Origin of the sequence: Gordonia cholesterolivorans (assembly GCF_039531975.1) — a bacterium.
In the GTDB taxonomy this organism is placed as follows: domain Bacteria; phylum Actinomycetota; class Actinomycetes; order Mycobacteriales; family Mycobacteriaceae; genus Gordonia; species Gordonia sihwensis.
Window position 1 is genome coordinate 1 of sequence record NZ_BAAARB010000028.1, and the last position, 15,115, is coordinate 15,115.

A 15,115-nucleotide genomic window follows, 5' to 3' on the forward strand; every position below is an offset into this window, starting at 1 on the left:
CGACCGCGATCTCCGTCCGGTCCGCCACCGTCAACATCATCCGTCCCAGCCCCACCCAGGGTCTCCTACCGCGCTACCCGCAACCCCTCGTGGCCTGCAGTGTTGCTACGACGGTATGACACCGCCCCGTCGCCGACGCCCGGACCTGGGAACCATCCGAACCGGTGGATCTGGTGGCCATCGGCTTCCTGCATCTACCGGTCGACGAGTTGGTCGCCGTCATTGCCGGTGCAGCGAGTTGGCTCGCACCGAGCGGACGGTTGCTGTATCTCGGCCATGCGCTCGAGAACTTCACTCACGGCGTCGGGGGCCCACCCGATCCGTCGATCCTGCCCGCCATCGACGACCTCGCCCGCGCCGCGAGCGGACTGCAGGTCCGCGAACTGGGACACCTGGTCCGCCCGGTCGGCGAGGGTCGGGCCATCGATGTCCTTCTCCACGCACAGCCCTGGGGCACCGCAGCTCACCGCGATCTGAAGAACGGAACCTTCACGTGACCGATCATCCCACTCCCCTGCGCGTGGTGTTCGCGGTGAACACCACACCCACCGCCGTGGTGCGAGCGATCCACAACCTTCTCGATGCTGCGACAGAGCCGGTGACGATCGAAGTCGTGTGCTTCGGACCGGGCCTCGATGCGGCCTTGCGCTGTTCGGATATCTCCCTGGAGATGCGGGCGTTGATCGACTCTGCCTCCATCACGGTGAAAGCATGCCGCAACAGTCTGGAGGGCAGAGGGCTCGGTGACGACGATCTGCTGATGGGTGTCGAAATGGTTCCCGCTGCAGTGCTCCATCTCGCTCGACGTCAGCGAGATGGATGGTCACAGCTCTACACCTGACGTCACATCCCCGCTCCAGTGTCGTAGGCACACCGTCTCAGAGAGTTCGGTCCTCGCGTTCACCGAGCTCGGAGGACTCGGCTGCGGTGTCGCGGTCTCGACCACGGACGATGCGCACCGTCAGGACTGCGATGATCACCAGCACTGCGATCAGGAGCACTGCGGTGTTCGGTACCGCGCCGGCCACGTCGCTGATCCAGACCTGCAGCGAGTACTGACTGTCGACCCCCATGACGCCGCCGAGGTTCGCTGTGCCCTCCGTGAGCAGGAACAGCACTCCGATACCGATGAAAAGCACCCCCGATATCAGAGACGTCGTGTGCGTTTTCAGCGGTCCTATGCTGATTTCCTTGCCGCGCAGCCACGTTCGTGATCCGAGCGAGAATCGGTCCCAGACCAGCGCCAGCACGAACAGGGGTATCACCATCCCCGCTGCGTAGAGTGCCATGAGCACTCCGCCGTATACGGCCTGACCGCCGGCGACGGCAACGGTCAGGACCGCGCCGAGCAGGGGTCCCGAGCAGAACCCTGCGAGCCCGTAGACCGCGCCGAGGGCGAACACCGATCCGGTGGAGGAGACGTCGATGCGCGCGGCTGCTCTCTGAGCGGACCCCAGCGCGAAGCCGCGACCGACGATGATCATCACTCCGAGGGCGATGATGACCACGCCGCCGATCATCGTGGTGACCTCGCGATACCGGGTGATCGCCGAGCCGATGGCCCCGACTCCAGCACCGAGGGGCACCAAGACCGCTGCCAGCCCGAGGTAGAAGATCCCGGTGCGGCCGGCGAGCTTGCCGGCCCCGTCGAAGGCGTACGCGAAGAAGGAAGGAAGTAGCAGGGCCGAGCATGGACTGAGAAGTGCCAGCAGCCCGCCGAGAAATGCTCCGAGAAGTCCGATCTGCGACATCGTGCCGCCCTACGCGCCGGCTGCCGCGTCGATCAGATCGACGAATTCCGAGAACGGTTGCGCGCCCAGAACCGGATCTCCGTTGACCGAGAACGCCGGAGTGGCCGGGATACCCAGCGACTGCGCTTCGGTGGAGTCGGCGGTGATCGCGGCGTCGAATGCGGTGCCGGTGGCGTCGGCGGTGAACCGAGCCATATCCGGTACCCCGGCCTGTTGCGCGTAGCTCTGCAGCGACTCCAGTGTCAGGTCTGCGTGACCGGTTTCGGGAGCATCGGCGTAGACGGCGCGGGTGAACTCCCAGAACTTGCCCTGGGCGGCGGCGGCGCGTCCGGCCCGGGCGGCGTCGAACGATTGTTGCCCGAAAATGGGTAGGTCTCGCCATTCGATGCGCAGGGTGCCGGTGTCGACGTATCGGTCGATCAGCTGCGGCTCGGTGTCCCGGCTGAATTGGGCGCAGAACGGACACCGGAAGTCCGAGAAGGCGATCATCACCACCGGGGCGTCGACGTCGCCGAGGGCCATCGGATCATCGGGCTCGCGGTGCGCCAGATCGCCGAGCGGTCCCATCACCGGCGGTCCGCTCGCGCTGCTCGACCCGGCGTCCGGTGCCGCCTCCGACTGCTCGTCGCCACCGGTCGTTCCGAGTACGAGAGCTCCCACGAGCACGGCCGCCACCACGACGGCGATGGCCAGGAGCACGATGTCGCGGCGGCGAGTGGAGCGAGATGTCGAAGTCATGCAATACCTTTCGGCAGTCGGATACTGGCAGCGATACCCATCTGGGTATAGCCTCACAGTGTCACCCTACTCACACAACTACACCTCGTAGGAGATCCCAGCCGATGACAGAGCCCGCCACCTCCGACCGTCTCGACGTCGATGCTGCCGGCCGTTCCGGTGACGGGGTGATCGCCGAGTCCGATCGTTTCCGGGGTTGGGGGGCGCGGGTACTGCGCGGCACAGTCGCCGGTGTGGTCACGGTGTTGGTGGTGGGCATTCCCACCGACATCATCGACACGCCGGTCTTCGGCCGTGAGGTGCCGGTGCGGGCGTGGGAGCTTCCGGTTCTGCTGGCCACGGCCCTGTTGACCGCACTGTGGTTCGGGATCGACAAACCCGCGCAGGTCGAGCGGACCGGCACACCCGCCGCTCTCGGTGTGGTCCTGACTTTCTTCGCCGTCGGGTGTCCGGTGTGCAACAAGCTGGTACTTCTTGCGCTCGGCACCTCGGGTGCACTGGGGTTGTGGGCACCGATACAACCCATCCTTGCCGGGGTGTCCCTGGCAATGCTGACAGCAGCGGTGATCGTGCGATGGCGCAAACGCGACTGCACCTCCGCGTCCTGCGCAGCATGACCGGGCGACGCCTGCTCACCCGTGCACCGACCATCGGGTGACCGGCACCCGAACCGATCGAAAGGAACCGAACGAACTATGACCGAATTGGCCATCGGTACCCGCGTGGACATGCCGTTCGAGGAAACCGTGGACGCAACCCGTGAGGCACTCGCCGAACAGGGATTCGGAGTGCTCACCGAGATCGACATGCAGTCGACGTTGAAGAGCAAGATCGACGCCGACATCGAACGCTACGTCATCCTCGGAGCGTGTAATCCGCAGTTGGCGAAGGCTGCGATCGACACCGATCGGCAGGTGGGGTTGCTGCTGCCGTGCAACGTGGTGGTGCGGGCCGATGGCAGCAGCACGATCGTCGAAGCGATGAACCCCCAGGTGATGGTGGGGCTCTCGGATGCAGCGGGCCTGGCCGAGGTCGCCGACCGGGCCACTGCACTGCTGCAGAGCGCGATCATGGCACTCGGCGGAGACAGCACCACCGCATAGATGGGTGCGCACCGTATCGGCAGAGCGGCGGCGGTGATCGGGACCGTTGCACTGTGCGCCGTCGCGCTGGCGTCGGGGTGCAGTTCCTCACCTGCTCCCGACACCACGGGCACCGATCCGGCGGCACATCCGTCGTCGCCGGCCGCGCCGCCGCCGGGCTTCGGAGACACGGCCCTGTGGTCGATCCCGTTCCTGTCGCAGCCTCACATCGTCGAGGACGGGTTCGTCGGAGTCGTCGACTCCTCGGACGCATCCGGTTCGCACCGGGTGCAGGTACTCGACGACACCGGCACACCACGATTCGGCGTGGACGTACCCGCCGATCGCGACGAGTTCGCGGTGACGAGCACACACAACCGTGAGCTGTTGATCACCGAGGACATCGATGATCCCGGTTCGGGTGCACCGGCCACGGTGACCGCCCGCGATACCCGCACCGGCGACCTCGTATGGGGCCCGGTCTCCGCTGCAGGCTGCCTGACCGGGTCCGGACTGCTGATCGACGCCGACTGCTCGCAGACAGCAAAGCCCGCGGCCGTGGCCGCCATCTCGGCGACCGACGGACACCGCACCGACCTGACGGGTGCGATCTCCGAATCCGGTGGATACGCGGTCACCGTCGACGGCGACACAGCGCGCATCGTGACCGCCGACACCGGCAACACCGCCTGGTCCACCGACACCCTCACCCCGCCCCCCGCAGCGATCCCCGGGACCGCACGATTCGTCGCCACCGCCGGCAATGCAGTGGTCGTGGCATGGACGATCCCGACCCGTCCCGAACCGATCCAGGCGGTCTATCGCCTCTCCGATGCCGAGCTCCGATGGATCAGCGGTAGCCGCAGTCCGATGGTGATGACCGCCGACAGCAGTAGCGGGGCGACGATGATCACCACCGCAGACCTCACCGACGACGGCATCGCTGTCCTGTTCGAGCAGTACGGCACCCGAGGTTTCACCGCCGATCAATTTCCCGGTGCCGACCGCTTCTCTCTGGTCGGCGGCATCGTCTACGGCGCGTCGGACTCGCGGGTGACTGCCATCGATGCGACCTCCGGCCGCGTCACCGGCACATCACCGAGCGCCGCACCGACAGCAGTGACCTCGAACGGTGTCGCATTGGCCCAGAGCAGCGACGGGTACACCGCATTCAAGGTGATCCCCCATTTCTGAGCTGCCCGCCCGCACACCCCGTTCAGGACGTCTTGGGACGACCTCGAAGATCGACGGAGAACAACGGACCGAGCAGACACACGTTGATCACCCCGGTCAGCACGAAGACACCGCCGATCACTCCCACCACGATGCCCCCGACACCGCCGAGCACGACGGCGACCACGATCAGAGCGATTCCCACCACGATACGCAGTGCGCGCCCGGCAGTACTGCGCATGAATTCGACGAACGACATGATGATTCCAGTTCTGTAGAGGGACTTTCACTGTTGGACGGGCGAGAACGCCGAAGTGGACCGATCCACGGCTCCTCGCGCGAACAGCCAAACCCTACCCCAGCCCCGACCTCGACAGCGCGGCATACGACGAGCGCTTCGCGCGCGATCTGATCGACCAGGGCACGACTCTTCGTAGCTTCGCAGCCGCGATGACACGATCACCGGCCGATACCGACGATCTGGTGCAGGACGTCCTCGAACGCGCATGGCGCAACCGGAGAACGTTTCGATCCGAATCGGCGCTCACGACGTGGCTCTACCGGATCACGATCAACCGTGCCCGCGATGTGGCCGCACGCGCGGAGACTCAGCGCACCGAACCATCGGGCACGGGCGACATCGATGTATCGATCAGCGACCTCGAGCACCCCGAGACGGTCGCGCAGGCGCTCAGCGATCGATCCACGGTGCGAGCGGCGCTGGCGACGTTGACCGTCGAGGATCGAATGGTCCTGGCACTGCACGACGGCGAGGGCTGGACGGCGACACAGATCGGTGCGGTCGGCGCGCTCACCACCGCAGCGGTGTACAAGCGCATCCACCGTGCACGGGTGAAGCTGCTACGCGCCCTCGACGACGGTCCCGCACACCCGCGAAACGACTCCCAGGCGTGCCGGCGCACACTCGCCGCGGCATCGGACTACCTGGACGGGCGTCTCGATGTCGACGCGTCGGCCCGCATCGATACGCACCTGCGGCAGTGTCGCCGGTGCCCACCCATCGCACAGGCCCTGATCGGTATCAAGACCGCACTCGGCCTGCGGCCGTGGACCAGCGCGGTACCCGAACAGTTCGTCTACGACGTCGCCCACTTGGGCGGACCCCCGCCGCGATGACCGATCATCCCCGACACCCGGAAAAAGATACCCCATAGGGTATATTGAAAGTGAATTGTCGACCGAGGGAGAGACTCATGTGCAGGGCTGTCACGTGCAAGAAGTGCGGGAAAACGACGTGGGCGGGATGTGGTCAACACGTCGATCAGGTGATGCGGGGCGTTCCGGCGTCCAATCGCTGCAAGGGGCACGACTCCGATCCGAAGTCACCGGGATTGTTCTCCCGCATGTTCTCCAAGAAGTAGATCGCGGTCCGCAGCCCTGGTCTTGCCAGGGCTGCGACCCGAGTCGTCGTTCTTCGTGGTCTCGCCCGTCGCAGCGCGCCGACCGGCCAGACCGTGCATACGCAGGTCCGCATCGTAGTGAACGAACAGCCCCCACCCGATCAGGTGCAACACCACGACCACACTCGCCATCGCCGGCAAGCGGGGGCTCCGTCGCGGGAAAGTCGATGTCGCGCAGGCACACTCGCGTCGGTCACCGGCACAGCCAGCCGTCCGGCGGGCAGTCGAGGGTAGTTACGATCGACGTCTGCGACCCTGGAGTGGCTTTCGCCGCCGCGGGGTGCAGGCGAGGTTGCTCGATCAGCTTTTCCCGTTCCCGGACATATCGTCGTCGATGCTCGGACCGACCCCGACCCCGACCAAGGTCAACGATCGGCGATGGTGAGGATCGACCCACACCGAAATGGTGGCACCGGTCACCAGTGCGCGGCCGGTCGACCGTTCTGCACGCACATCGCACTGGTACGTTCCGGACCCGGGCACCGTCACTTCCAGTTCCACCCGTCGTGAATCGATGTCGGTGCCCAGGACCACCGCCCACCCCTCGACGATGTCGTCCTCTCGGTCCGCCGCGGTGTCCCGGACCACGGATACCGCTGCAGGATGCAGCGGTGTGCGGGCTGCGAACATCATCGCCGCCATCAGCAGCACCGCGAAGCCGGCCACCACGGCAGCGGTGACAGCGGTCGCTGACCCGGGTGAGAGTCGAGGGACGAGGAAGGTGAACACCAGGATCAGCGCGAGCACGTAGAACCCCATGGCGACCGCGATCGCGTAAGACACCCGTCCCGGTACCAGGACAGCGGCACCTGTCGAGCGCCGTCTCCGCGCGCTCGTCACCGTCTCTCCCCTGAGGTCCCGCTGGCGGTGCCCTCTTCGACGCCGTCGGCGATCACTTCGGAGGGTGCCCGCACAGCGGCGGTGTGGCCCGTCAGCCCGACGTGGGCTTCGGTGCGCATGCGTTCGACCATATGAGGGTAGTGCAGCTCGAACGCCGGCCGCTCGGAACGGATACGAGGTATTTCGGTGAAATTGTGGCGGGGCGGTGGGCAGGTGGTGGCCCATTCGAGAGAGTTGCCGTAGCCCCACGGATCGTCGACGGTGGCGACCTCGCCGTATCGGTAGGACTTGAACACATTCCATACGAACGGCAGCGTGGACAGCCCGAGAATGAACGCTCCGATCGAGGAGATCAGGTTCAAGGTGGTGAATCCGTCGGAGGGCAGGTAGTCGGCGTAGCGGCGCGGCATCCCTTCGTTGCCGAGCCAGTGCTGGACCAGGAACGTCATGTGGAACCCGACGAACGTCGTCCAGAAGTGCCACTTGCCGAGGCGTTCGTCGAGCATGCGTCCGGTGATCTTGGGAAACCAGAAGTACACCCCGGCGTAGGTGGCGAAGACGATGGTCCCGAACAGTACGTAGTGGAAGTGAGCCACCACGAAGTAGGTGTCGGTGACGTGGAAATCGATCGGGGGGGCTGGCCAGCAGCACACCGGTCAGTCCGCCGAACAGGAATGTGATCAGAAATCCGATGCTGAACAGCATCGGGGTTTCCAGGGTGACCTGTCCTCGCCACATGGTGCCGATCCAGTTGAACAACTTCACCCCGGTCGGCACGGCGATGAGGAAGGACATGAACGAAAAGAACGGCAGCAGAACAGCTCCGGTGGCGTACATGTGGTGCGCCCACACCGTGATCGAGAGCGCTGCGATGCCGAGGGTGGCGAAGATCAGACCCTTGTAGCCGAAGATGGGTTTGCGGCTGAAGACCGGGAAGATTTCGGAGACGATGCCGAAGAACGGGAGCGCGACGATGTAGACCTCGGGATGGCCGAAGAACCAGAACAGGTGCTGCCAGAGCACCGCTCCCCCGGTCGCCGGGTCGAACACGTGACCACCGAAGTGTCGATCGAAGGCCAGCCCGGCCAACGCGGCCGCGAAGGTCGGGAACGCCAGCAATACCAGCACCGAGGTCACGAGCATGTTCCAGGTGAAGACCGGCATCCGGAACATCGTCATGCCGGGTGCGCGCAGGCACACCACGGTGGTGATGAAGTTGACCGCGCCCAAGATCGTGCCCAAGCCGGACAGGATCAGCCCCAGTACCCACAGGTCGGCGCCGACGCCGGGGGAATGCAGTGCGCTCGTCAGTGGGGTGTAGGCGGTCCATCCGAAGTCCGCGGCACCTCCCGGGGTGATGAACCCGGCGAGCACGATCAGCGATCCGAACACGTACAGCCAGTACGCGAACGCGTTGAGCCGCGGGAACGCGACGTCCGGTGCCCCGATCTGAAGCGGCAGAATGTAATTGGCGAATCCGTACGCGACCGGGACGGCGTAGAGCAACAGCATAATCGTGCCGTGCATGGTGAACAGCTGGTTGTACTGCTCGTTGGACAGGAACTGCAACCCCGGTACGGCGAGTTCGGTGCGCATGAGCAGCGCCATCAACCCGCCGATGAGGAACAACCCGAACGAGGTGACCAGATACATCTTCCCGATCGTCTTGTGATCGGTGGTGGTCACCAATTGGAACAGCGTCGAGCCCTTCGGCTCGTGACGCATCGGATACGGCCTGGCCGCCTCAGGGCGGGGAATCAGTGCGGTCATCGACGATTTCCTCGAACTAGGTGTGGGATGCGCCCGCATTTGCATGCGCAGAAATAGGCTCAGTGATGCACAACGATGTGCGTTACAGGGCCATGGAGGCCTGGACGGTGACGTAGACGGCCACGACGAGCAACAGGGCTGCGAAGCTACGGGTGAGTGTGGTGGCAGAGACTTTGTCGCTGATGGCTTTTCCTGCGAACGATCCGGCGATGGCCGCGAGGGTGAACGGTACGACGATCTCCCACGGGATGGTGGCACCTGTGCCGAGGCGTTCGGTGAAGGCTCCCGCGCTGGTGATGGAGATGATCACCAGCGACGTTCCGACCGCGACGGGCATCGAGTAGCCCAGTGCCAGAACCAGGGCGGGGACGATGAGGAAGCCGCCGCCCACTCCCAGAAACCCGGTGAGGAAGCCGACGACGAGCGCGGAAGCGACCAGCTTGACTACCTGCGACGTGGTGATCTTCACTTTCGCGGGCTTGGTGGCGACCGCAACGGCACCCGGGCGTGTTCCCGCGGTCTCGGCCGGGTTCGGTGTCGGTAGGTCGGCATCGTGTCCACGCCGGGTGCGGCGCAGCATCGCACCGGCGGCGACGATCATCAGTGCCGCGAACGCGAGCAGCAAGATCTGCGGGTCGACCGATCGGTTGAGGATCGATCCACCGAAGGCGGTGACCGAGCCCAGAATTCCGAACACTGCCGCTGCCCGCCACCGAACGTGCCGTGCTCGCGCATGACTGATGGCCGCGATGATCGAGGTGATTCCGACGATGATCAACGAGGCGCTCGTTGCCGACTGCGGTTCGACCGCCAGGAGATACACCAGGGCAGGAACAGTCAGTATCGATCCCCCACCACCGAGCGCGCCGAGGGAAAGACCGATGAGAATCCCTGCGGCAACTGCAATCGCCAGGGTGGCGACCATGTCAGATCACTGCGCCGGGGGTGCCGTCATCACGGACCACAGGGCGGCCGTCTTCGTGCCACGCTTTCATTCCGCCCGACAGATTGTGCGCTGTACGACCGGCATCGGTGAGGGCCGCGACAGCTTTGCTCGACCGAGCGCCCGACCGGCACACCACGACCAATTTCTGCTCAGGAGGGTAGGCAGCAGGATCGAGATCGCCGAGGCGTACATGGACGGCGTCCGGGGCGTGGCCGGCAGCCCATTCGTCGTCCTCGCGGACATCGATCAGGATGGCTCCCGATTCGGCGATCAGTGCATATGCGGCGGCCGGATCGGCTTCCGGTGGTGCTCCAGTCATGAACAACGCTCCTTGGATCAGTGGGTGCTTACAGGGCGTGCAGCGGCGTGGCCGGCACGAAGCGATAGCCCTCGCTCGGTGAGAACGTGGCCGAGACGGTGAACCGATCTCCTCGAATCACTGTGTGCCGCAACTCCACCGGCCGGGAATTCATGCAGCCCAAGCGGCGGATCGACAGCGCCGCGGTCTTCGAGTCGAGTTCGAGTGCTGCCGCATCCTCCGGATCCGGCACGACGGCAGTGACGTCCTCGCGGCCACCGGTCAGGCGGATGCCGCAGCGTTTCTCGAGCTCGATGTAGAGAGCCGTGTGAGTGAAGTCCGCATCCAGGAGGTCGCGTGCCAGCTCCCCCGGCAACCAGGCACGGTCGAGAGCCAACGGCATGGTCCCTGCCATACGGATGCGCTCCAGGTAGAGCAGCGGAGCCTTGGGACCGACCTGCAAGGTAGCGGCCACCGCGGGGTCGGTCCGCAGTTCGAGTGCACGCACCACGCTGTGCTGAGCAACACCCGTGGCTTCCACGGCAGCGAAGAGACTGTAGAGCGCACCGAGTGGCTGCTCGATCACCGGCGGAGCCGCCAACCGAGAAGGCCGGCCACGCTCTGCAATCAAGATTCCTTCGTTCCGCAGGTGCCGCAGGGCCTCGCGGGTGGTGTGACGGCTCACCCCGTAGCTCGTCGTCAACGCATGCTCGCCCGGGAACTCGGAGCCGGCGAATTCGTCGTCACCGATTCGGCGGACCAGATCGGCATGCAGTTGCGCCCACAGCGGCATCGCACTGGAGCGGTCGAGCGCGGCGCTGCGATCGGGTTCAACCATCAGAGGCCCTCCTGTCGATCTGTGTCGGAATCCGAATTCGAGCCGCCGGCTGCTGACCCTCGGGGCCACTGTACAACAAATGTACGTACATCCGTACGGACGGCAGTGATGCTCTCTACGCGTCGAAGCGATGTCGACCGAGGATCTCGGGGACCGCAGCTCCCCCCGTCCCCGAGAAACCATCCGTCGGCGTCGCCGACACACAACGAGACAATGCTTGCTTCGAGAAAAGTTGTTTCCCACCACGAACGAGCGCCTGGTGGAGATCGCGCCGAACCTGGTGAATCCGCCCGCGTAGCGAGCGTCATCGTTTCGCTTCCCAGTCGGTCCCGGATCAGGCCAGTCGGTGCCGGATCAGGAGTGTCGCCCGGGGGCTGCTCGCCCGGGGCCTGCTCTACCGTCGGTGGCGCAGCGAGCCGACAGGGCGAGCACCGGACCGAACCGGGGGCGGACTGCACGACCGCCTCCGATTCGGGCGGGTTCGATCAGACTGTTTCGAGGTTGCGCTCGGCCCAGGCGGCGTAGCTGCCCTCGAGTTCGACAACTCGGTAGCCGGCGCGGCGCAGGGCGCTGGCTGCGACCGCGTTACGGACGCCGCTCTGGCAATAAGTCACGATCGGACCGCCCGTGGGCAGTCCGTCGAGGTTCCACAGCAATCGGCCACCGCTGAGCTGTTCGGAGCCAGGTATGTGGCCGTCGGCGTGTTCGGTTTTGTTGCGCACGTCCAGCACCATTGCCGGGTCGAACGAATCCAGCTCGTCCGCACCGATCGTCTCGGGTGTCGTCATGGGGAGCCCTCGTAGACTCGTGACGTACCCGGTCACCGTATCGATGCCGACCCGCAGCAGGTGATCACGTAGCTCGTCGGCGACGGCGTGGTCCTCGGCGAGCACCACCAGTGGAGTGTCCTCTCGTTCGGGGTCGTAGACCCAGGCACCGAACGAGGCTGCCTTGTCGATGCCGGGGATGTTGAGCGCTCCGGGGACAGCGCCGGCGTGCACCTCATCTTGGCCGCGGGTGTCGAGGAGGACGACCTCGTCGGAGTCGAGGGCGCGTGCCAATTCTGCGGAGTCGTACTCGCGCAAGGGAGAGAGTGGCCCGAGAACGACCGGGCCCTGCTTGTTCTGACGCTTCATCCGGCCGAAGTAGGCGTGTGCATCCGGTTGACCGTCGAGCATCTCGTCGACGAAGCCCTGCTCGTCGTCGCGCTCGACATACCCGGCCCACCAAGCGAAACGGCGTTCGTAGCCGACGCTGGTCGACGGAAGCGCGCCGAGAGCTTTTCCGCAGGCACTGCCCGAACCGTGACCGGGAAAGACCTGGATATGATCCGGCTGCGTGACGAACGACCGCTTCAGACTGCGGAAGATCTGTTTGGCACCCTCGAAACGGGTGTCGACACCGTCTGCAGCTTCGTCGAGTAGGTCCGGGCGGCCGAGATCGCCGGCGAAGACGAAGTCGCCCGTCAACATGTATCCCGGAGCATCGGCGAAGGCGCCGTCGGTCACCAGGAACGAGAGGTGCTCCGGGGTATGACCGGGCGTGTGAACGGCTTGCACGGTGATGTTGCCCAGAGCCAGCGTGTCGCCATCGTGGAGGCGTTCGGCCTCGAAGCCGTACTGCCAGTCGTCGCCGCCCTCTCCTGAGACGTAGGTGGTCGCGCCGGTGGCCTTGGCCAGCTCGCGGGTGCCGGACAGGTAGTCGGCATGGATGTGGGTCTCGGTGACGGCGGTGATGGTCATGCCATGTCGATCGGCCAGGTCCAGGTACACACCGATGTCGCGGCGGGCGTCGACCACCACTGCCTCTCCCTTGGCCTGGCAGCCGATGAAGTATCCGGCTTGGGCGAGGTCTTCGTCGTAGATGCGTTCGAGAAGCATCGAAATCTCCTTGTCGATCGTGGTGGCGTTCGTACAGGTCTCAGAATTCATGGTACCCCGTGGGGTATTTCAGGAGGTTCTGTGCGGCGAGGTGCACGGTTCCGATTCCTGCGGGGTGGAGGTGAAGTGGGCGGCATTCCACTGGGCGACCAGGGGCATCGCAACCGACTGATCCAGCGAGGCGCAACGACTCACAGCGACATCGCAGTGGTTGCCGATCATCACGTCCTCCTCAGCCGTCCGGCACTCACCGACTCGGGGCGGACGAGGAAATTTCATTCGTCCCGAGTGTGGCGTTTGTCAGTATTGGCGACTAACCTCTTCCATAATGTACGTACATCCGTACGATCAATCAAGGAGAGGGCGACGTACACCTCGGCACGTGTCCTTGCACCACCTGCTCGAACGCCGGAATGACCTTCCAGCACGACTGCTGTGGATGCAGTGCACCTGGCTTCAATGACCACCAATGTTGTGACCACACGGCTCGCGCCCACACCGACGTCGAGCTGAACCACCCGGCATCAACCGAAATCGAGACAGCGCTCACCGAGCTCGTGTCTCGAACAGGAGGACCACATGTCCGCGCACACCATCGACCACAAAGTCGCGATCATCGGCGGAGGCAACGCCGGTATTTCGCTCGCGGCACGTTTGCGGCGAGCAGGAATGACCGACATCGGCATCATCGAGCCGGCAGAGACCCACTATTACCAACCTTTGTGGACGCTCGTCGGTGGAGGCCGCGCCCCGGCCTCGGAGAGTGCGCGCAGCGAGGCGTCGGTGATGCCCCAGGGCGTCGGCTGGATCAAGGATCGCGCCGAGGGGGTCGACCCCGATGCCCAGACGGTCAGCACCTCCTCGGGAACTACGATCCATTACGACCACCTGGTGGTGTGCCCCGGCATCCAGCTCGACTGGGATTCGGTGTCCGGCATGGCCGAATCGATCGACACCCCGCAGGTCTCGAGCAATTACCGCTACGATCTCGCACCCAAGACGTGGCAGATGATTCAAAAGATGCGGTCGGGCACCGCCGTGTTCACGATGCCCTCCGGCCCCATCAAATGCGCGGGTGCCCCGCAGAAGATCGCGTACCTCGCGGCCGACTACTGGCGCGAGCAGGGCGTGCTCGATGCCATCCGAGTTGTCCTCGTCCTGCCCACACCCGGAATGTTCGGGGTACCGGTGTTCGCCGAGGAGCTCGAACGAGTCGTGGCGCGTTACGGCATCGAGGTGCGCAAGAACAGCGAAGTCACCGCTGTCGATCCGGACGGCCGGTCGGTGACGATCACCGACAACAGTGCAGGTACCACCGACGAGCTACCCTACGATCTGCTCCACGTCGTACCGCGCCAATCTGCACCGGACTGGATCAAGGCCAGCCCCATAGCGGACCCCGAGAATCCAGCCGGATACGTCCAGATCGACAAGAACACACTGCGTCACAACAGATTCGACAACATCTTCGCCCTCGGTGACGCCGGATCGTCACCGAATTCCAAGACCGGTGCCGCCATCCGCAAGCAAGCACCCGTGGTCGCCGAGAACCTGCAGGCGAGCATCGCCGGCCGTCCACTGACCGCACAGTACGGCGGGTACGCCTCCTGCCCCTTGACCACCTCTCGTAAGACGATGCTTCTGGCCGAGTTCGACTACACGATGCAGCCGGCTCCCTCGATACCGCTGATCGACACCACCCGCGAACGCCGCGACATGTGGTTCCTCAAGAGACGCGGACTGCCGGCGTTGTACTGGAATGCCATTCTCACCGGCCGAGCGTGAACGGTCGACCGCCGCACAGTTACGACCGCGAGGGCGACCTGAGCCACTATCGGTCGGTGTTCGAGGCCATCGAACGACGCGTGATACCGGAGGTGGTGATCACCCGGGTCACCCCGTATCTGCTCGTTCTGGTGTCGGCGGCCGTGCTCGGAGTGGTGCTTCCGCACACCGGCGGCGCACACGGGTACGACGTTCTTCTGCGCACCGAAAGCGCCGACGCGGAATCAGCGGGTGTGTTGGCGACACTGTTCACCGCATTCACTCTCACGTTCACCGTCGTAGCGGCCTCGATCGCGCGTCTGGTTCGGCGTTTTCGGTGGGCCGCTCTGGCTTTGGCGGGCAACGGTGTCACCACGGTGTTCGGTGTGCTCGCGATCTGGGCTCGGCAGTCACTGGCACCGACCGCGACGGTGGCGGGTCCATCGATCGGCCTGTATCTGGGGGCGGTGGCAGCCCTGCTGTCCACCGTTCTCTGGGCTCGTGTGGTGTTCACCCGCCCACCCGAGCATCCCGGTCCAGCGCGCAGGAGCTGACACGTCGCGGGCCCGAGCACCCCATCTCGAACCGGCTGTCCTGCCTCGGTCCGATCACCC

The 15,115-nt window shown here is 65.1% G+C and carries 16 protein-coding genes and 1 pseudogene; 8 read left to right on the plus strand and 9 right to left on the minus strand.

The window, feature by feature from the left end; translation table 11 throughout:
- The first annotated feature begins 164 nt into the window (after positions 1 to 164).
- Both ABFX36_RS17615 and ABFX36_RS17620 read left to right on the plus strand, forming a co-directional pair.
- Positions 165 to 497, plus strand: a complete 333-nt coding sequence (locus ABFX36_RS17615) for a hypothetical protein (RefSeq protein WP_346077614.1) — start codon at positions 165 to 167, stop codon at positions 495 to 497.
- Positions 494 to 841: a DsrE family protein gene (locus ABFX36_RS17620; RefSeq protein ID WP_006898207.1), complete on the plus strand. Its 348-nt coding sequence runs from the start codon at positions 494 to 496 to the stop codon at positions 839 to 841. The genes ABFX36_RS17615 and ABFX36_RS17620 overlap by 4 nt, the downstream gene beginning before the upstream one ends.
- Positions 842 to 878: 37 nt before the next feature.
- On the opposite strand, the gene ABFX36_RS17625 is transcribed toward ABFX36_RS17620, so the two are convergent.
- A complete protein-coding gene (locus ABFX36_RS17625; protein WP_006898206.1) occupies positions 879 to 1,751 on the minus strand; it encodes a cytochrome c biogenesis CcdA family protein in 873 nt (290 codons plus the stop codon).
- A gap of 9 nt (positions 1,752 to 1,760) precedes the next feature.
- Complete coding sequence (locus ABFX36_RS17630) at positions 1,761 to 2,489, minus strand: DsbA family protein (protein ID WP_006898205.1); 729 nt, start codon at positions 2,487 to 2,489, stop codon at positions 1,761 to 1,763.
- 104 nt (positions 2,490 to 2,593) lie between these two features.
- Between ABFX36_RS17630 and ABFX36_RS17635 the strand changes: the two genes are divergently transcribed.
- The 3 genes from ABFX36_RS17635 to ABFX36_RS17645 all read left to right on the plus strand — a co-directional run bounded on the left by ABFX36_RS17635 (position 2,594) and on the right by ABFX36_RS17645 (position 4,765).
- Complete coding sequence (locus ABFX36_RS17635; RefSeq protein WP_006898204.1) at positions 2,594 to 3,106, plus strand: hypothetical protein; 513 nt, start codon at positions 2,594 to 2,596, stop codon at positions 3,104 to 3,106.
- Between the two features lie 78 nt (positions 3,107 to 3,184).
- A complete protein-coding gene (locus tag ABFX36_RS17640) occupies positions 3,185 to 3,592 on the plus strand; it encodes a DUF302 domain-containing protein (protein WP_006898203.1) in 408 nt (135 codons plus the stop codon).
- Entirely contained in the window at positions 3,593 to 4,765 is a 1,173-nt protein-coding gene (locus ABFX36_RS17645; RefSeq protein ID WP_006898202.1) for a PQQ-binding-like beta-propeller repeat protein, read from the plus strand. It abuts the gene before it with no gap.
- Between the two features lie 22 nt (positions 4,766 to 4,787).
- Here the strand turns inward: ABFX36_RS17645 and ABFX36_RS17650 are convergent, their stop codons facing one another.
- A complete protein-coding gene (locus tag ABFX36_RS17650) occupies positions 4,788 to 5,003 on the minus strand; it encodes a YgaP-like transmembrane domain (RefSeq protein WP_006898201.1) in 216 nt (71 codons plus the stop codon).
- A gap of 191 nt (positions 5,004 to 5,194) precedes the next feature.
- Here ABFX36_RS17650 and ABFX36_RS17655 point away from each other — a divergent pair, with 191 nt between their 5' ends.
- Complete coding sequence (locus tag ABFX36_RS17655; RefSeq protein ID WP_006898200.1) at positions 5,195 to 5,881, plus strand: sigma-70 family RNA polymerase sigma factor; 687 nt, start codon at positions 5,195 to 5,197, stop codon at positions 5,879 to 5,881.
- Positions 5,882 to 6,465: 584 nt separating this feature from the next.
- On the opposite strand, the gene ABFX36_RS17660 is transcribed toward ABFX36_RS17655, so the two are convergent.
- The 6 genes and pseudogenes from ABFX36_RS17660 to ABFX36_RS17685 form a co-directional block, all read right to left on the minus strand.
- A complete protein-coding gene (locus tag ABFX36_RS17660) occupies positions 6,466 to 6,948 on the minus strand; it encodes a hypothetical protein (RefSeq protein ID WP_081598160.1) in 483 nt (160 codons plus the stop codon).
- A gap of 53 nt (positions 6,949 to 7,001) precedes the next feature.
- A pseudogene (gene ctaD, locus ABFX36_RS17665) lies at positions 7,002 to 8,775 on the minus strand (aa3-type cytochrome oxidase subunit I).
- A gap of 82 nt (positions 8,776 to 8,857) precedes the next feature.
- Entirely contained in the window at positions 8,858 to 9,700 is an 843-nt protein-coding gene (locus ABFX36_RS17670; protein WP_006898194.1) for a sulfite exporter TauE/SafE family protein, read from the minus strand.
- A gap of 1 nt (position 9,701) precedes the next feature.
- Complete coding sequence (locus tag ABFX36_RS17675) at positions 9,702 to 10,040, minus strand: rhodanese-like domain-containing protein (protein WP_006898193.1); 339 nt, start codon at positions 10,038 to 10,040, stop codon at positions 9,702 to 9,704.
- A 28-nt stretch (positions 10,041 to 10,068) separates the two neighbouring features.
- The gene (locus ABFX36_RS17680) at positions 10,069 to 10,857 is read right to left on the minus strand and encodes a GntR family transcriptional regulator (RefSeq protein ID WP_006898192.1); all 789 of its coding nucleotides are present in this window, start codon (positions 10,855 to 10,857) and stop codon (positions 10,069 to 10,071) included.
- 485 nt (positions 10,858 to 11,342) lie between these two features.
- Positions 11,343 to 12,737 (minus strand): MBL fold metallo-hydrolase, encoded by a 1,395-nt coding sequence (locus ABFX36_RS17685; RefSeq protein WP_006898191.1) that lies wholly within the window; start codon positions 12,735 to 12,737, stop codon positions 11,343 to 11,345.
- A 579-nt stretch (positions 12,738 to 13,316) separates the two neighbouring features.
- Between ABFX36_RS17685 and ABFX36_RS17690 the strand changes: the two genes are divergently transcribed.
- Together ABFX36_RS17690 and ABFX36_RS17695 are read left to right on the plus strand one after the other, a co-directional pair.
- Complete coding sequence (locus tag ABFX36_RS17690) at positions 13,317 to 14,522, plus strand: NAD(P)/FAD-dependent oxidoreductase (RefSeq protein ID WP_006898190.1); 1,206 nt, start codon at positions 13,317 to 13,319, stop codon at positions 14,520 to 14,522.
- Positions 14,519 to 15,055: an Rv2732c family membrane protein gene (locus ABFX36_RS17695; protein ID WP_006898189.1), complete on the plus strand. Its 537-nt coding sequence runs from the start codon at positions 14,519 to 14,521 to the stop codon at positions 15,053 to 15,055. The genes ABFX36_RS17690 and ABFX36_RS17695 overlap by 4 nt, the downstream gene beginning before the upstream one ends.
- Positions 15,056 to 15,115: the final 60 nt, after the last annotated feature.